The sequence below is a fragment of the Tannerella forsythia 92A2 genome, assembly GCF_000238215.1.
Classification (GTDB): Bacteria; Bacteroidota; Bacteroidia; order Bacteroidales; family Tannerellaceae; genus Tannerella; species Tannerella forsythia.
On record NC_016610.1, the window covers coordinates 77,654 to 94,899 of the forward strand.

Annotated in this window: 14 protein-coding genes and 5 pseudogenes; 17 read left to right on the forward strand and 2 right to left on the reverse strand. The window is 34.7% G+C overall.

What is annotated here, in order from left to right; all coding sequences use genetic code 11:
* Window positions 1-38: 38 nt before the first annotated feature.
* The 9 genes and pseudogenes from BFO_RS00300 to BFO_RS00325 all read left to right on the forward strand — a co-directional run bounded on the left by BFO_RS00300 (window position 39) and on the right by BFO_RS00325 (window position 6,492).
* Window positions 39-1,658, forward strand: coding sequence for a radical SAM protein (locus tag BFO_RS00300; RefSeq protein WP_014223547.1), 1,620 nt, complete (start codon window positions 39-41; stop codon window positions 1,656-1,658).
* A gap of 27 nt (window positions 1,659-1,685) precedes the next feature.
* A complete protein-coding gene (locus BFO_RS00305) occupies window positions 1,686-2,207 on the forward strand; it encodes a hypothetical protein (protein WP_014223548.1) in 522 nt (173 codons plus the stop codon).
* 138 nt (window positions 2,208-2,345) lie between these two features.
* The gene (locus tag BFO_RS13920; RefSeq protein ID WP_262508927.1) at window positions 2,346-3,272 is read left to right on the forward strand and encodes an IS4 family transposase; all 927 of its coding nucleotides are present in this window, start codon (window positions 2,346-2,348) and stop codon (window positions 3,270-3,272) included.
* Window positions 3,235-3,513, forward strand: coding sequence for a hypothetical protein (locus BFO_RS16340; RefSeq protein ID WP_262508928.1), 279 nt, complete (start codon window positions 3,235-3,237; stop codon window positions 3,511-3,513). Before BFO_RS13920 ends, BFO_RS16340 begins: the two co-directional genes overlap by 38 nt.
* A 188-nt stretch (window positions 3,514-3,701) precedes the next feature.
* Window positions 3,702-3,956, forward strand: coding sequence for a lantibiotic dehydratase C-terminal domain-containing protein (locus tag BFO_RS16495; RefSeq protein WP_394329992.1), 255 nt, complete (start codon window positions 3,702-3,704; stop codon window positions 3,954-3,956).
* Window positions 3,957-4,021: 65 nt separating this feature from the next.
* Window positions 4,022-4,156, forward strand: a complete 135-nt coding sequence (locus tag BFO_RS16500; RefSeq protein ID WP_231964124.1) for a cysteine peptidase family C39 domain-containing protein — start codon at window positions 4,022-4,024, stop codon at window positions 4,154-4,156.
* Window positions 4,153-4,410 (forward strand): annotated as a pseudogene (locus BFO_RS16505) (hypothetical protein); the annotation flags it as partial. The gene BFO_RS16500 and the pseudogene BFO_RS16505, both read left to right, overlap by 4 nt.
* A gap of 142 nt (window positions 4,411-4,552) precedes the next feature.
* Window positions 4,553-5,251: a lanthionine synthetase LanC family protein gene (locus tag BFO_RS00320; protein ID WP_041590489.1), complete on the forward strand. Its 699-nt coding sequence runs from the start codon at window positions 4,553-4,555 to the stop codon at window positions 5,249-5,251.
* A complete protein-coding gene (locus BFO_RS00325) occupies window positions 5,248-6,492 on the forward strand; it encodes a TIGR04157 family glycosyltransferase (RefSeq protein WP_014223551.1) in 1,245 nt (414 codons plus the stop codon). Before BFO_RS00320 ends, BFO_RS00325 begins: the two co-directional genes overlap by 4 nt.
* A 134-nt stretch (window positions 6,493-6,626) precedes the next feature.
* Here the strand turns inward: BFO_RS00325 and BFO_RS14665 are convergent.
* Window positions 6,627-7,310, reverse strand: a pseudogene (locus tag BFO_RS14665) (IS1 family transposase).
* Between the two features lie 404 nt (window positions 7,311-7,714).
* Here BFO_RS14665 and BFO_RS00335 point away from each other — a divergent pair.
* From BFO_RS00335 to BFO_RS00370, 8 genes and pseudogenes are all read left to right on the forward strand, one after another.
* On the forward strand, window positions 7,715-7,966 hold the full coding sequence (locus BFO_RS00335) for a TIGR04149 family rSAM-modified RiPP (RefSeq protein ID WP_041590491.1): 252 nt from the start codon (window positions 7,715-7,717) through the stop codon (window positions 7,964-7,966).
* A gap of 248 nt (window positions 7,967-8,214) precedes the next feature.
* Entirely contained in the window at window positions 8,215-9,393 is a 1,179-nt protein-coding gene (locus BFO_RS00340; protein WP_052299210.1) for a 6-bladed beta-propeller, read from the forward strand.
* A 73-nt stretch (window positions 9,394-9,466) separates the two neighbouring features.
* Window positions 9,467-10,404, forward strand: a pseudogene (locus BFO_RS13925) (IS1595 family transposase).
* A gap of 287 nt (window positions 10,405-10,691) precedes the next feature.
* Window positions 10,692-10,940, forward strand: coding sequence for a TIGR04149 family rSAM-modified RiPP (locus tag BFO_RS00350; RefSeq protein ID WP_041590492.1), 249 nt, complete (start codon window positions 10,692-10,694; stop codon window positions 10,938-10,940).
* Window positions 10,941-11,043: 103 nt separating this feature from the next.
* Complete coding sequence (locus BFO_RS00355) at window positions 11,044-12,222, forward strand: 6-bladed beta-propeller (RefSeq protein WP_014223559.1); 1,179 nt, start codon at window positions 11,044-11,046, stop codon at window positions 12,220-12,222.
* 13 nt (window positions 12,223-12,235) lie between these two features.
* Window positions 12,236-13,732, forward strand: coding sequence for a radical SAM peptide maturase (locus BFO_RS00360; RefSeq protein ID WP_014223560.1), 1,497 nt, complete (start codon window positions 12,236-12,238; stop codon window positions 13,730-13,732).
* A gap of 2 nt (window positions 13,733-13,734) precedes the next feature.
* Window positions 13,735-14,958 (forward strand): TIGR04150 pseudo-rSAM protein, encoded by a 1,224-nt coding sequence (locus BFO_RS00365; RefSeq protein WP_041590493.1) that lies wholly within the window; start codon window positions 13,735-13,737, stop codon window positions 14,956-14,958.
* A gap of 3 nt (window positions 14,959-14,961) precedes the next feature.
* Window positions 14,962-15,762: pseudogene (locus BFO_RS00370) on the forward strand (cysteine peptidase family C39 domain-containing protein); the annotation flags it as partial.
* A 29-nt stretch (window positions 15,763-15,791) separates the two neighbouring features.
* Here BFO_RS00370 and BFO_RS15285 read toward each other — a convergent pair.
* Window positions 15,792-16,965 (reverse strand): annotated as a pseudogene (locus BFO_RS15285) (IS4 family transposase).
* Window positions 16,966-17,246: the final 281 nt, after the last annotated feature.

Below are 17,246 nucleotides of genomic sequence, written 5' to 3' on the forward strand. Positions count from 1 at the left end.
TTTTATAAATCTGTTTGAGTGATAAAATGGACATTGAAATGAAAGCAAAATTTCCTTTAATACAGCTCCTATATTTTGCTAAATATTGTATTTATGGACTATATGATGGTCATGTAAATAGTTTCCTATTCTTATCAGAGGAAGAATTTTACATTGTAAGAAAATGGGTCTCGGACAATTGTAAAAAAAAATTTTCTTTACAAGAACTGAATTTTATCAAACAAATAAAAAGAGCAGGATTCCTTAAGGATGGTGTAAGAAAAAACAGAGTTGATAGTTCTGATGAGAATATTACGAATGTCTTAAACTACTCACAAGAAAGAGCATCAAGAAGGAAGTTGACATTGGAAATAACAGATAAATGTAATTTGAGATGTAAATATTGTAGGTATACAATAAATGAAATTAAAAAAACCGGAAAAAGTCATGATAACAAGGTAATGAAAAGTAAGGTGTATAAAAAAGCTATTCAGGAATTTATTGAAGACTATTGCCGGACTATTGATAGGCTTCCTATTGAACTTCAAAAGGATTATTTGATAAAAAATCCTCCCATTATAGGATTGTATGGTGGAGAAGTCCTAATTTATAAGAGAGTAGTGCGAAATATAGTTGATTTCATCAAAAAAATTCATTTTCCTTTTGACAAGAAATATATTTGTATTGCTATCACTACAAACGGAACTCTTCTAGATGAAGATTTTATTGAATTCTGTATAAAAGAGGAAGTGTATTTGCAAATAAGTATTGATGGCCCCAGATCAGAGCATGATAAAAATAGAGTATTTGCATCGGGTAGAGGATCATTTGAAAAGGTGTATAATGCGATTGAAATTTTAAGAAATAAGTATCCGGATTTTTTTAAATCTCATGTTTCTTTTCAAGCTGTTCAAGCTCCTAACTATGATAAAAAAGAGGTATTAGATTTTTTCAGGACGATGAATTCAAATGGGCGTTTTGCTGGCGTTAATAGTTTTCGATTTCTTGAATTTGCAGATTATTATTTAAGCTCTATCGGTTTTAAATCTAAAAGTAAAAGAAACATCTTAGAAATATATAATAATGTTGTTTATGATCTGATGGATAGAGTAGAAGAGTATGAAAGTAATTGTAAAGATGAAGCATCTCTTATTAGATGTTATCAATTGGATATTGAGTTAAAAGACGTTTTTAGTAAAGTTTATGAGATGCTAACAAGGATATTTGAAACTCCTAAATTGGCAGACAACTTCTTTAATTCCTGTTATCTGTTAAAAACCAACACCTTCGTTGCTTGTAATGGGGAGATACATATTTGTGAAAGAACAGATTTTTCACAGCCTGTTGGAGATATTGGAAATGGTATTGATGTTGAAAAGATATTTGATTTGTATAAAAAATTCTTTCAAATAATGAATAGTAGTAAATGTAAAGCATGTTGGGCAGCGACTTTATGTCCTATATGTATAGCTCAGCTTATTCAAGATGGAAAAGTTGGTTATCCGGAAGATGAAAGGTGTATAGCAATAAGACAAAATAGCCGGATATTGATAGAAATACTTTTTATATTATCTTCAAAATATCCAAGAACTTTTAACGCCATTCAAGAGATATTTTCGGTATCAACAGATGCGTCGTTGGATGAGTTTATCACACAGCAAGAATTTGAGATTGAATAAATAAATTAAATTTTGTAGATAAATATCATGTGTACATCAAGAGAATTAAAATATATAGAGTGGTTGAAAAAATCAAAATCTCCTTATGTTGGTATTTCATTATTTGTTTTTATGCTACTCTTGTTTTTATTTGTTGTTGTGTATATGTCTACACATATACACATACAGATTTTTAATGATAGTGTTTTTATTTGGGGAATATTAATGGTGGGGGGAGTAGCATTTTTTACATATAAATACCTTACTCGAAAAATAGATCATGATATTAAAAATCTGTCTTTTAAAAAGAAAGAAATAATAATTGCTTATATATTCTATAGTGACGATGTAGAATCTGGCAGTGGCATGTTGTATATTCCGATATTAGGGCATTTTTTTCCAAAACTTTGGGGGCAAAAAATGAGACGGATAAAGCGTTATTATATTGTTTCAAAAGAGGGAGTTAGATACGAAATAAACAATCAAGACTATGCACTTCTTTCGGATAAATCAAGTTGTCATTTTATTTATGGGCAAGAATCTGATATCTTGGTTGGTGTAGAGTTATAGATATTTGACTTCAATACTGTCCCATTAAAGTGGTCTAATCGGTCTTTTAAATAATAGAAATATAGTCTATTGTGAACAAATTCGGGAGTCAACGGACTTGAATTGATTTCTTTTCGTTCTTTGATAAAAAGGACGATTATGTTTCAAGATAAGTTCATCTTCTCTCAGTTGGCGTCATTCCTTGATAGGAACCACTTCAACTATCTTGTTCACAAGTACTCTGGCGACAAGTATGTCAAGCATTTCACTTGTTGGAACCAGTTGCAGGCCCTGATGTTCAGTCAGCTCTGCAATCGCGAGAGTCTGCGTGATTTGATTGTAGCATTGGAGGCTCATCGGTCAAAATGCTACCATCTTGGAATGGGAAGGAAACCGGTAGCCAAGACCATATTTGCTATAGCCAATCAGAACCGCGACTACCGTATATTTGAGGATTTCGCTTTCTTACATGATGGACTTGGCTCGCAAGAAGCGGGTGGTGGACATCTTCAAACTCTGGTGGGCAATGTGTATGCCTTCGACTCTACTACGATTCCACTCTGCTTGTCGGTGTTCTGGTGGGCAAAGTTTCGCAAGAAGAAAGGCGGTGTCAAGATTCACTTCCTTTACGACTTGGAGACATCTGTGCCAGCGTTCTTCCATATCACGACAGCCTCTGTACACGATTCCAAGGCAATGGATAAGATTCTATGTAAATCAGGCTCATACTATGTATTTGACCGTGGCTACAATGCGTTCAAACAGTTGTATCGTATCCATAAAGTGAAAGTTTTTTTCGTGGTCAGAGCAAAGAAGAATCTGCAGTACAGGAATGTCAAATGGAAGCGTAGGCTTCACAAGAATATACTTGCAGATGCTGTAATCGAAGTGGCGGAGTATGCCTCTAACAAGAAGTATCCCGAGAGACTTAGACTGGTGCGCTATCATGACGATGAGCAAGACCGTGACTTTGCTTTTCTCACGAACTTGAAGGCATTTGAAGGCACTCGACGTAGCCAACCTCTACAAGAATCGGTGGCAGATAGAGTTGTTCCACAAGTGGCTGAAGCAGCACCTCAAGATTAAGAAGTTCTGGGGAACAACCGAAAATGCCGTGCGTATTCAGATTTGTGCTGCCATCATCACTTACTGCCTTGTGGCAATTGTCCAACATGACATGAAACTGCAGCGCTCGACCTATGAGGTCTTGCAAATCCTCAGCATCTCATTGACAGACAAAACTCCACTGCAAGACATGTTCAACAAGACTATTTTTAACGATACCAAAGAGCACGATGCCCCACTTATTCCGGGGTTGTTCGATTAATGTTTAACTCGTCCCAAATTTTAACGGGACACTAATGAGTTGATGATTTTAAGTTCCGTATAGAAGATCGAAGTGAGATAATGATAAAAATGAGTGATTCTTATAAAAAAGAGTTCGGTTTTAACATGTACAATGCCAAATAATTCAATACAAAATATCGTCAGAACAGGTTAATAATAGAATCGGTATTGGCCAATACAATTTCAGATAATAGGTTTGGCATATTATGTGTATTAAAACGGAGTAAGGACATTTGTCCCATCGTTTCAGATATTCAAAGAATCTGTAATCGGTATAAGATTAATATACAAGATTTATTGCATAGCTATGTGCATATATCTTTAAATCGATTGTTTCGTTCGAGAAATCGTATACATGAACTTGTATTGTACGATTTCATGAAGCGATATTACAATGGAATGCTTGCACGAAAAGATGCTTGACAATGAGCTCTTTTCATCAATTCATTCAACTTGATTCCATGGACTGCGGTCCTACCTGTTTGCGCATGATAGCCAAGCATTACGGGAAGCATTATAGTCTGGAAACGCTCCGTCAACATTCGTTTATTACGCGTGAGGGAGTTTCCATGCTCGGCATAAGCGATGCGGCAGAATATATCGGGTTTCGCACATCGATTTAGCTATTCTTGGCATTTTTCTTGTCGGTAATGTTGTATGGATACTCTCTTTTATGAGGTATCGCCGCGAGTTGGATCACAGACGTTTTGCCCAATCCACTGAAGAACAGTGCAGTATCATTCAGTTCATCACCGGCATGCAGGAAATCAAACTGAACAACTGTGAAAAGCAGAAACGCTGGCAATAGGAACGTGTCCAGGTAAAACTGTTCAAGATGGGGATGAAAGGATTGGCTTTGAGACAGTTTCAACAGGTCCCGGCTCAGTGATATTGTTCGGGATGAGGATATGTAATAAAAAAGTTAACTAAAGTTGTTGTTGGTCATTTTTTTAACTTGGAAAATTTGCATACATGGAAAATATGTTCTAAACTTGTAGCCGGATATTATATGATCATATATGCAATCACAACATGAAAAAGTACGTGTGCTTGAAAGAATTGCTAACCACTTGATAATAAATAGCAGTTTCTTGAATGACCTTGGATTATTCCATGGGAAGATGGGTATTGTGATTTTCTTTTACCATTATTCACGCTATACAAACAATCCGATTTACGAAGAATTTGCCGGAGAATTATTGGATGAAATTTTTGAAGAAATTCATGATAAATTACCGATTGATTTTGAAAATGGTTATCTAGGTATCGGTTGGGGAATTGAATATTTGGTCGAACAAAAATTTGTTGACAGAGATACAAGTGATATTCTTGAAAATGTTGACAAGAAGGTTATGGAACGAGATGTTAGAAGAATATCGGACATGTCGTTGAATACCGGTTTGGAGGGTGTCTTTCATTATGTTCTTGCTCGTTTGCAAAATAATTATGACGATAGTAATCTTTTTGATGTGGAATATTTATCCGATTTAAAGAAGATTACATCTAACATTGAGAGGAAATCTTTGCCGGAATCTCTACTATATCTTATAAATGATTATCGTTTGTGGACTGAATCAAAACAACTTAATTACAGATATTTGGTTTGTTTAAACGATTTCTTTTGTAATGAAATAAATACAGACAACAATGTTTATGAGTGGAAGCTAGGGGTAAAGAATGGATGTGCTGGTATTGGACTAAATTTAATTCATAAATGACAAATAAGGTTTTTATATTCAATGAGGTTTGTCCCGGAGGAAACTATGGAATTAAAACTTATATTGAACAACTTTCATGTTCTTGCTTCAATATGAAGAATTTTGAAGTTCACATTGTGAACTTACGGTCTAATGTGAATGAGTTTACTATAAATCATGAATCAGATGCTGTTATATACGAAATTCCAAGGGAAAAATATTGGCAAAAGAGTCAAGAGGCTTATTACCGAAATGTGCTGTTCTTATTAAAACGACATATAATAACAAGCGGTTCAGAGAATATCCTTTTTCAAATAAATTATTTTGAGCATAAACCGTTGATAGATTATCTAAAAAAATATTTTCCAAAAGGGAAAATGATTTTCACATTACATTATTTGGACTGGAGTTTTATTTTACAAGGCAACACTTCACGTTTTAGAAAAATAATTAACGCAAAGGAAGAGGATTACCATAAGAATAGTACGGAATATCAGGTCATTCATTTGTTTAACAGAGATAAAGTGTTGTTTGAATTTGTTGATATCATCCTTTGCTTATCAAGATACGCAAAAAGTCTTCTTATCAATGATTATGAAATTTCCGATGGTAAAATTGAATTGATTTATAATGGACTCTCTGAAAGTACAGAAAACAAAAAAATAACAAAGAAAACCTTGCGGAGAAAATATGCCTTTGGGCAAAATGAAAAGCTGATATTGTACGTAGGTCGTTTAGACAAAGCAAAAGGAGGCAGGGAATTGATACAGGCTTTTCAATCTCGCTTAAAGAAACATCCGAAAAGTAGGCTTATTATAATAGGAAGTGGTAAAGAAAATATATATTTTGAAGAAACTATGGGCTGTTGGAGCAAAATAACATTTACCGGACAAATAGATAGAAAAGTTGTATATGAGTTTTATCAAATGGCAGATGTGGGAGTGTTACCATCATTCACAGAGCAATGTAGCTATGTCGCTATTGAAATGATGATGCACGGTTTACCTGTCGTAGGGACTACTTCGACAGGATTGTCGGAAATGATTATAGACGGAGTTAATGGGTATAAGGTAAATATTGTAGAAAAGGATGATGATGTTGAAATGAATGCACTGGAATTAGCTGATAGAATAAACAGTATTTTAGATGTAAGTGAAGAAACATACGCAACGATGTCTCTAAATTGCAGAAAAATATATAGGGAAAGATATAATATTATTCAAATACAGGATCAATTAGCCAGGGTTTTTAGAAAAATTTAACTATATTAACTCAAAGAATTAATATCACATATTTTAACTATCCCTTCATTAGGTTTTTGAAATTTGGAGAACATTTTCCAAAAGCACTTTAACCTATGAGCTATCGTATGAATGTATCTATTATTATGGTATTGTTAAACACATATAGCCAGCTCGTTGTTTAGTTTTAGAAAAAGTAATTTTAGGGATTTTTCTATCATATGTTTTGCCTTACTATAACACTTCCCTTTTCGTTTGAACCTTGCTAAATAATGCCTTATTCTGCTATTATAACCTTCGACTGTATAAGTTTCTGCCTTCGTTTGAATGTGTTTTACATTAGGAAGAAATTCCTTATAGCTCTTCCAATAGTCAGAATAATACACAGATGCAGGAATGTTTTTTATCTTCTTCCAAAGCTTCATCCCTGTATCTGTGCTTCTCTCCCCACAGACAAAAGAGATAAATCGTTTTCCAAATCGATCAACAGCAATCCATACCCAACAGTAGTTTTTTTGAACCTATATATGTGTGCATCTCATCTAATTCAACAACTGAAACAGGTCCCTCTTTTTGTGGTAAAGCCACCCTTTCACCCCATTCTTTTACCCAATAGTAAACAATTGTATGACTTATTTTCAATATGCGTCCGATTGCTCTAAAACCTAAGCCCTCCAAGTGTACATCTCCAAAGCTAATCTACGAGTAGCAGCTGATTTTGTATTAGATTTCTGTTGAACAATATAACGATAATGACAATCTTTACAATAATGGCGCTGACGACCACCGACAATGCCATCTTTACGATGATTTATGCTTCCACATCTTGGACAATCCATAGTTTTTTTTCAGCAAAGATAATAGTACTATATAAATTTAACAATACCTGGAATTTAAAATATTGTGCATAAGTTGATATAAACGAAATTCGATAATTTTAAAACACTATTAAAAATTTATCATCCTGACATTACATCCACTCAACGATGCGGAGTGCAGATCGACTATTTCGTGAAGTTTTCTCTTGTTTTTTCCATCCGTCAAATTTTTTATTTCCGGATAAAGATAGCGTGTGTTTGTGTGGATTTATGAAACACTGGTCAAGAGCAAATATACCGTTTATCGGGAAAAAACGACCGTTCGTTAGGAAAAATGCTACCGTTCGTTAGAAAAGCGGAGTATAAATTAGAGCAAGAGGGAGAGGATGATTATCTTTGCTCCCAATATATTAAAATTTTATCGTATGAAGAAGTTGAAAAAAATCAAGTTAAATCAGCTAAATCACGCTGAAATGGAAGACCGGGCAATGAATATGCTTCGGGGTGGGAACACTTGTGGATGTGGATGTAACGGTCCAAGTAGTAAGGAAAAGAATTACAGCAGTAATTGGGATGGCAATTTATATTCCCCAGACGGCAGCATCATCTGTTCATGGCCTGGCACAGGAGGAGGAATTGTAGTTTACGGAGGAAGTAAAGCGCCTGGAATGCCGTAACTAGTTTATTTTATACAAGAATTTCTTTGGATATTGTTTTTTTTAATTATTCAAAGAAATTCTTGTCTTTACTTAGTGTAATCTTTTTTACTTATTGTTTGAGTCTTCCCCATAAGTATTTTGAAAATTACACAAAACAATCATTCGTCTACAATAAGTTGTAAACAAATAAAATAAATTGGTTTTAGTGTTTTTAGAGCAGATTTATTATTTTTTTTTAAAATATATTAAAAATGACGATACGGAGAATGCAAAACTTGGGTATAGCTTACATGTGTTTAATAATTACAAGTTGTACATTTAATAACAAACAAGAGAAAAAAACGGCAGAAGAATTATCGTTTTTTTCAGTAAACAATAGTGATGTAAAAAGCGAAACAGAATTACCGCTATCTCAACTACTGGAATCACTGGAGATAATACCGCTTGAAAATAAAGATGAAGCTTTTAGTAAGATAGGTGTTATATATATTTCGGATAATTACATCGGTTGCCAACCTTATGACCAATCCCCATATAAACTTTTCGACAGAAAAGGTAAATTTATAGGAGATATTGGAGCAATAGGGCAAGGTCCTGGAGAATATCGAAATGTATATTTTTCCCAAATTAATGAAAAAAAAGAGCGTATTTATATCGTTTCTCATAATGCTAAAAAGATTCTAACGTATGATTTAAAGGGAATATTTTTAGAAAACGAGTGCATTCCGTTAGTAGCGATGTTACCTAAAGGAAATTGCTATGTGGACAATGAGCACAAAACAGTTACTGTTATTAACTTGCCATTTCAAGGTAAACAAAAGATGGTATGCTGGACACAGGATTTTAGCGGGAAGCTTCTGCAATATGTTTCAGCAGCACAATACGCAGTCATTCCCGATTACAGCAATGAGGTATATTCTTTTCGGAACACATCGTCCTATGATTTTCAATTGGGAGTTTTTTATCAAGAAAAACCGGATACACTTTACCATTACAATGTAAAAAATAACAGCGTGAATCCTGTTTTTACGTTAAATGCACCCATTAAGGCGGGTACTCTTGGATATCGGTATATGGAACTCCCTGATGATTATTTGGTAGCAAGATTAAATTTGAGAATGGGAGCTAATCCTGATAACGATGTAGAGTCTACAAAATTAATTTTAACGAACAAAAAAACTAAGAAATCTCAGTACGTTCGCATCATAAATGATTACTTAGGCGGTTGGGAATTTGATCCGTTCTTCCTTTCGTTTCGTATTCGAGATGGTTATTTCACTTACGCAATGGAACCAATAGAATTAAAAGAACTATTGGAAGAGTCGCTCAAAAAAGATGATTTACAACCCGAAGTACGAAAAAGAATAACGGAACTCAACGCAAAGTTAGATATCAATGATAATAATGTTATTTTGGCGGGGAAGCTAAAAAAAATAAAAACTTAACAGTTATGCTTAAAAATAAATGAATCTCCGCATATTTACCTAAAATGATTATCTTTGCAAAAAAAATAAGGCAATGACACTGATCGATTTTCTATCTCACTTTCCAGACGAAGAAAGCTGCAAGCAAAAGTTTAAGGCATATCGCGACCAAGTAGGAGTTGTTTGTTCCAAATGCGGAGGCACGGATCATTATTGGAAAAAAGACAAGGAGCAATATGAATGCAAACACTGCAAAACGCGCACCACGCTAAAAAGTGGAACGGTAATGCATAAATCGAAACTTCCTTTTCGTTATTGGTTTATAGCCATGCATCTGCTCACGTCAACGAAAAAGACATTTTCGGCCAAAGAAATCCAGCGTCAATTGGGACATAATCGTTATCATCCTATTTGGCATATGGTTCACAAACTTCGCGAGGCCATGGGTAAAAGAGATGATGAATATGTCCTTGCAGGTTGTATAGAATTGGATGAGGGTTATTTTTCCACAGAGATGAGTCAAGAGGAAAAAGATAAACCCTTGAAGCGTGGACGTGGCAGTCAAAAGAAAAGCAAAGTTTTAGTAATGGCAGAAAGTGAAATGGTTGAATTTCCGAAAACCGGTCAAAAACCACGAAGAGTCGGCTATTTGAAAATGAAAGTAATCGATGATTTGAAGAAAGAAACGATCAATAAGGCGGTTAAGGAATTAGCCGCAGATGTGCGGGAAGTTGACACGGATCATTCTACCTCTTATGTAGAATTGAAAGATTTTGTACCTAGAGACACCACTCTCAGGTTATCCCCAAAGAGAAAGTGGGCGAGGTCTTACCCTGGGTCCATATCGCCATCAGCAATGCCAAGAGACAGTTGATAAATACGTTCCATGACATCAAGCCCGAATTCTTACAAAATTACTTAGATGAATTCTGTTACAAGTTTAATCGCCGATATTTGGGAGAAGCTCTTTTTGGAAGATTGCTCGTAGCTTGTGTAAGCTATAGAAATGAGTTTAGGTATAAGTGCGGATAATCATTAAACGATATAATGATATATTTTGAAAGGTATTTTCTATGGGGCGGTGAAAGTGCGCAATGAATAAGTGTTTTTTCAATCGGTCACTCGGTATTTCCGGATAAAGATAGCGTGTGTTTGTGTGGATTTATGAAACACTGGTCAAGAGCAAATATACCGTTTATCGGGAAAAAACGACCGTTCGTTAGGAAAAATGCTACCGTTCGTTAGAAAAGCGGAGTATAAATTAGAGCAAGAGGGAGAGGATAATTATCTTTGCTCCCGACATATTAAAATTTTATCGTATGAAAAAGTTAAAAAAAATCAAATTAAATCAGCTAAATCAAGCTGAAATGGAAGACCGGGCAATGAATATGCTTCGGGGTGGGAACACTTGCGGATGTGGATGCGATGGTCCAAGTGGAGATGAAGATAACTACAGCAGCAATTGGGATGGTAATTTATATTCACCCGGCGGAAACCAGCATTGTTCCTGGCCCGGAAGTGGAGACGTGACAGTATATGGAGGAAGTAAAGCTCCCGGTATGCCGTAACTCGTATCTTTATACAAGAATTTCTTTAAATTTTGATCCCTGTATGTTTTAAAGAAATTCTTGTATTTCACATTTGTAGAAACATGCTACTCGGAAAAATAGAATGAAAACAAGACCAAAAATAATCGTATTTACATTTATCTTTTGTCTTATTATCGGTTGTACTTCTGGTAATAAAAAGAAACAGGACATTAAAGAAACATCTTTTTTCTCCCTAAACATCAACGATGTAAAAAGCGAAATAGAATTTCCGCTCTCTGAATTGGTGGAGTCATTGGAAGTAATACCATTGGAGAATAAAGATGAAGCTTTTAGTAAAATAGGTGTAATTTATGTTTCGGATAATTATTTAGGAATGCAACCATATGGACAGTTTTCGTATAAATTATTCGATAAAAACGGAAAATTCATTTGCGATGTTGGAGCAAGAGGGCAAGGCCCCGGAGAATATCGAAATGTATATTTTTCCCAAATTAATGAAAAAAAAGAGCGTATTTATATCGTTTCTCATAATGCTAAAAAGATTCTAACGTATGATTTAAAGGGAATATTTTTAGAAAACGAGTGTATTCCTCTTGCAGCAAAGTTGCCTAAAGGTAGTTTTTATGTAAATAACGAACGTAAAGAGGTTACTGTTATTAGTCTTCCATTCCGAGGCGAGCAAGAAATGGTATGCTGGACACAGGATTTTAGCGGAAAACTTTTGCAATCAGTACCGGCAGAGCAATACGCTGTTATTCCCGATTACAGCAATGAGGTATATTCTTTTCGGAACACATCGTCCTATGATTTTCAATTGGGAGTTTTTTATCAAGAAAAACCGGATACACTTTACCATTACAATGTAAAAAATAACAGCGTGAATCCTGTTTTTACGTTAAATGCACCCATTAAGGCGGGTACTCTTGGATATCGGTATATGGAACTCCCTGATGATTATTTGGTAGCAAGATTGAATTTGAGAATGGGAGCTAATCCTGATAACGATGTAGAGTCTACAAAATTAATTTTAACGAACAAAAAAACTAAGAAATCTCAGTACGTTCGCATCATAAATGATTACTTAGGCGGTTGGGAATTTGATCCGTTCTTCCTTTCGTTTCGTATTCGAGATGGTTATTTCACTTACGCAATGGAACCAATAGAATTAAAAGAACTATTGGAAGAGTCGCTCAAAAAAGATGATTTACAACCCGATGTACGAAAAAGAATAACGGAACTCAACGCAAAGTTAGATATCAACGATAATAATGTTATTTTGATGGGGAAGCTAAAAAAATAAAAACTTAACAGTTATGCTTAAAAATAATATCATATTCTTTTCAAATAGTGGAAATTCCTATCTTTTTTCCTACAAAGACAAAGAATTCATTCCATTACATCCCGTACTTAAATCAATTATCCTTCTTAAACAACAAGACATTACTGATAATGAGTTATATTCCCATATAGAATTAGAAAGCTATCCTACTGAAATCATCAAAAGGTATATTGATAAGTATAATTATTTGGTGGATAACACCTTCCTTACTAATGAAGATATTGGAATAAAAGAGTTCGGTAAACTTAACAAACACATAATAGACAGACAAATTAATGACTTAAAGGTACTTACTTTTGAAGTTACTGATAAATGTAATTTACGGTGTCGCTATTGTGCCTATGGTGACATGTATAGCGGATACGATGAACGCAAAAGTAAAAACATGAGTTTCGAAACAGCTAAACATTTACTGGACTATTTATTCAATCGTTGGGAAAATTCTATCTCGATATCAGAGGAACGCAATATTGCAGTTGGTTTCTATGGAGGAGAGCCGTTGATGAACTTTAAGTTGATACAGAAGATTGTTGAATATATTTCGAAAAATCTACCTTCAAGTATAAATGTAATGTACAATATGACAACCAATGCATTACTTTTGGATAGGCATATTGATTATTTAATTAAGCATAACTTTAAACTTCTTGTCAGTTTAGATGGAGCTGAAGAAGATAATTGTGAACGAGTAACACCTAAAAACAAGAACTCTTTTTCCATTATATATCGAAATTTAAAGAATATTCAAATAACAAATCCAGAGTATTTTAAAAAAAACATTGCGTTTAATAGTGTTTTTCATTCTAAAAGCGATGTAAATAGAATTGTGGATTTCTTTAAAAGAGAGTTTGATAAAACGACTCAATTATCAGAAATCAATAATTCGGGGATAAAAGACGAAAAGAAATTCAGTCTGCTACAGAAAAGTGTATTCAAGAGTATTGATAATTCATCCAGATCATTGAAAATAGACAAGGAGCTTATGTATAATTCGCCTCGCATCTCTAATTTAACATATTTCTTACATCATTTAAGCAATGAAGTGTATAAGGACTATCGGTTGTTATTGTATGGAGATAAGAAATACTCATTATTGAACACGGGTTCTTGTGTCCCTTTTGAAAGGAAGATGTATCTTACAGTAAACGGTCGTATTTTAGTTTGTGAAAGAATAGACCATGAATTTTCTGTGGGATATGTAACTGAAAACGGGGTTGAACTTGACACTGATAAGATAGCTAAGAAATATAATTATTATTGCAAAAAACTACACCATCAATGTCGAAGTTGTTATTCTCAAGCATCTTGTTCACAATGTATGTTTTACTTGAATATAAAAGAAAAAAACGTGAAATGTCATAATTATAAATCAGGTACAAAATTTGCCGAATATCTTTCTTTGAATGTTACTTATTTAGAAAACAATTCTTGGGCTTACAAAAGGGTTATGAACGAAATTACAATTTTTTAATCATGAAAAACTGGCTATATATCGAACCTTATACTTTGCTTTTTAAAACAGACAAAGAATGTTTATTGTATAATACTCTTGATGGAAGTAAACTTATTATTCCCGTAAACGGTAAAAATCGAGATTTACTATATGCTTTAGCGGAACAAAAATGCATTGCGATTTCAGACACATTAGCAGATCATCAAACTTTGTCTGATATTATTGCATTGGTTCAAAACACTTTTAACGGAGATGTTATTCCGATTGAAAATGACAGCTGCAGACCCGCTGTATTTAAGCCAATTATAAATAATCAACGAGCCTTTGAAAAGTTAGATACTTATGATTGGATAAATATAAATAGTGAGGTAATGAATTATTTAGAGGAAGTTTTTATTTATATCAATGGAGGCAAACAAAATAACCTGAGAAACATTAAATTATTTAATCAAATTCACTCGTATATTGAATCAAATCTTGAAATAGACAGTCAACTTCTTGCCGAGTTTTTTAAACGTGTTATTGACAAACAGATAAACCGTATCAATATACTAGGTGGAAATATAATGTCGCATGCTTTTTTGTCTGACATAATTCGTATAATGCGTGAGAAAGCGCATATTATTAATTTTCATTTCAGATTTGACGAATGGAAAGCAGAGTATAAAAAAGTACTTGAATCAAAATTTGACGAATTAACAATAATATGTCCGATATGTCTCTTAATGGAAAATCCTTTTAATTTGGATGGATTATTCAATCAAAAATATGCCAAAAAGACAAAATATATTTTTATTATCCAAAATGAGAAGGAGTATAAAAGATACGAGGAAATTGTTAGTAATAATCCATATGTAATTAAATATCGATGTCTGCCTTTATTTAATGGTAGTAATATTAAATTTTTCGAGGAAATAATTTATAGCGATGAATCAGATATTGAAGATATTAAGCTTACAAAAAGAGAGGTGTATTCTAACCAAAAAATTAACAATATTGACTTTGGACGAATTACGATACTTCCCAATGGAGCTATTTACGCCAATGTAAATCATCCACCCATTGGCGACCTTAGAGATAAAATACATGATGTTTTATATAACGAATTAAAATTTGGGAGATCTTGGCTTCAAATTAGAGATATGGAGCCCTGTTGTCACTGTGTATATCAATTTTTATGTCCGCCACCATCAAATTATGAATTGGTTATTGGAAGACCGAATCTATGCCATATCCACCCATAGCGAATGAGCTCTTTTCCTCAATTCATTCAGCTTGATTCCATGGACTGCGGTCCAACCTGCTTGCGCATGATAGCCAAGCACTATGGCAGGTACTACAGTCTGAAAACCCTTCGTCAACATTCGTTTATTACGCGTGAGGGAGTTTCCATGCTCGGCATAAGCGATGCGGCGGAATATATCGGGTTTCGCACATCGGGAGTAATGATTTCATTCGAACAATTGGTGGAAGAAGCCCCGTTGCCCTGCATCGTACACTGGAATCAGAACCATTTTGTGACGGTCTACGATGTTAAAAGAAATAAAAAAGGATATCGTATCCGTGTTGCAGACCCCGCGTTGGGATCAGTTACATATCATGAAGCGGAATTTAAAAAGTGCTGGCTGAGTACGAAGGAAGAAAACGAAGATCGGGGAGCTGCTCTGCTTCTGCAACCCGGGCCGGAGTTTTACGATCGCGAGGATGAAAAAGAAAATCGCAATCGCAGTCTCCGGTATTTCCTACGATACCTGACACCTTATAAGAGCCAGCTTGTTCAACTAATACTGGGAATGGTTGTGGTGAGTCTTCTGCAACTGATTTTTCCGTTTCTCACTCAGTCCTTAGTGGATATCGGTATCCGTGACGGTAACATGAGTTTTATCACGCTGATCTTATTCGCACAGCTCGTTATCTTTATCGCCCGCCTTTCCGTGGAATTTATTCGCAGCTGGATATTGCTGCATATGAATACACGGATAAACATCGCCTTGATTTCAGATTTTTTAGCCAAATTGATGAAATTGCCTCTTCGCTATTTCGACACACTAGTGTCCACTAAAAATTATCGGACAGGTTAAAAATTAAAATTATCAAACAAACTAAGTCCATCAAGACCACTTTGATCTTTGACATTATTGAATTTAGATTGACTGAAGAGATCAACCCAATGAGACTTGTCGGTAAGTGAAATGCTAAGGATCTGAAGTACCTCATATATGCTTCTTTCAAGTTGCATGTCGTGCTGAAGGACAGCAACAAGACAGTACGATATGATGGCGCAATAGACCTGGATTCGTACTGCATTCTCTGACGTTCCCCAAAACTTTTTTATCTTCAGATGTTGCTTGAGCCATTTGAAAAATAACTCGACCTGCCATCTGTTTTTATAAAGTAGGGCAACTTGAAGAGCGGTCAAATCAAAAGCATTTGTAAGGAAAACGAATTGACGATTCTGTTCTTCATCCCAATACTCAACCTTACGGATTTTGATTGGATAGTCCTTTGAGGACTTATAAACAGTCAATATCCCTTCTGAGTCGGAAAGGACATTTTTAGGCATTCACCTTTTCCATTTGATAGACTTGAATTGAAGACTTTTCTTCGCTCTCACAACAAAGGAAGCATCAGCCATATCAATCTTATACAAATCCTTGAAGCTGTTATAGCCTCTATCGAAAATGTAATAAGAACCTGATTCATAAAGAATCTCACACATCGCCCTGCTGTCATGTACCGAGGCATTGGTGATATGGAAAAATGTCGGTACCTGAGTTTCTATATCGTATAGGGTGTGTATCTTGATACCACCTTTATGCTTACGGAATTTAGCCCACCAGAACACATCTAGACATAAATCTATCGTTGTAGAATCAAACGCATAGACGTTGCCACCAAGATTGAATATATTCGTCTTTCGTTTTGTTCTAGCTTGCTCGACCATGTAAGTATGCGAAGTCTTCAAAGATATGGTAATCTCTGTTTTCATTAGCTTTCGAAAGATTGCTACGAGTAACGGATTTACCCAATCCAAGATGGTACCACTTCTCTTGATGTGCTTGCAATGCAACTATGAGGTCTCGAAGACCTTCACGATTACAAAGCTGGCCAAACATCATAGCGAGGAGTTGATTCCAACAGGTGAAGGACTTGACGTATTTGTCGACTTGATACTTGGCAACAATACGATTAAACTTACTTCTATCCAAGAAGGATGTAAGTTGAGTGAATACATACTTATCTTTAAACATATCATAAGATATGAAAAAAGATTGTGCCCCTTGCCAATTCAAGTCCGTTCTCTCGGATTTTCTCTACAATTATCTAAATATCAATGATCTAAAAAAAACGCTTAGCGATTTTTAGTGGACAATAATGATAAAAAGTATATTCTAAATTTGTACCATAAGCAAAGTGTCCGACATAAAAATGGAGAAATGATTGTGGTAATGCAATATGATGACGAATTGTATACTGTTGCTCGCCGACGGATGCGTGATTTTAAAAACAAGTGGTGCGGATTATAAAAACG

What these genes read in the sequence shown, in the direction of transcription:
- BFO_RS00300 (WP_014223547.1), top strand. Translation starts at nt 39, where the DNA reads ATGAAAGCAAAATTTCCTTTAATACAGCTCCTATATTTTGCTAAATAT.
- BFO_RS00305 (WP_014223548.1), top strand. Translation starts at nt 1,686, where the DNA reads ATGTGTACATCAAGAGAATTAAAATATATAGAGTGGTTGAAAAAATCA.
- BFO_RS13920 (WP_262508927.1), top strand. Translation starts at nt 2,346, where the DNA reads ATGTTTCAAGATAAGTTCATCTTCTCTCAGTTGGCGTCATTCCTTGAT.
- BFO_RS16500 (WP_231964124.1), top strand. Translation starts at nt 4,022, where the DNA reads ATGATAGCCAAGCATTACGGGAAGCATTATAGTCTGGAAACGCTCCGT.
- BFO_RS00320 (WP_041590489.1), top strand. Translation starts at nt 4,553, where the DNA reads ATGCAATCACAACATGAAAAAGTACGTGTGCTTGAAAGAATTGCTAAC.
- BFO_RS00325 (WP_014223551.1), top strand. Translation starts at nt 5,248, where the DNA reads ATGACAAATAAGGTTTTTATATTCAATGAGGTTTGTCCCGGAGGAAAC.
- BFO_RS00335 (WP_041590491.1), top strand. Translation starts at nt 7,715, where the DNA reads ATGAAGAAGTTGAAAAAAATCAAGTTAAATCAGCTAAATCACGCTGAA.
- BFO_RS00340 (WP_052299210.1), top strand. Translation starts at nt 8,215, where the DNA reads ATGCAAAACTTGGGTATAGCTTACATGTGTTTAATAATTACAAGTTGT.
- BFO_RS00350 (WP_041590492.1), top strand. Translation starts at nt 10,692, where the DNA reads ATGAAAAAGTTAAAAAAAATCAAATTAAATCAGCTAAATCAAGCTGAA.
- BFO_RS00355 (WP_014223559.1), top strand. Translation starts at nt 11,044, where the DNA reads ATGAAAACAAGACCAAAAATAATCGTATTTACATTTATCTTTTGTCTT.
- BFO_RS00360 (WP_014223560.1), top strand. Translation starts at nt 12,236, where the DNA reads ATGCTTAAAAATAATATCATATTCTTTTCAAATAGTGGAAATTCCTAT.
- BFO_RS00365 (WP_041590493.1), top strand. Translation starts at nt 13,735, where the DNA reads ATGAAAAACTGGCTATATATCGAACCTTATACTTTGCTTTTTAAAACA.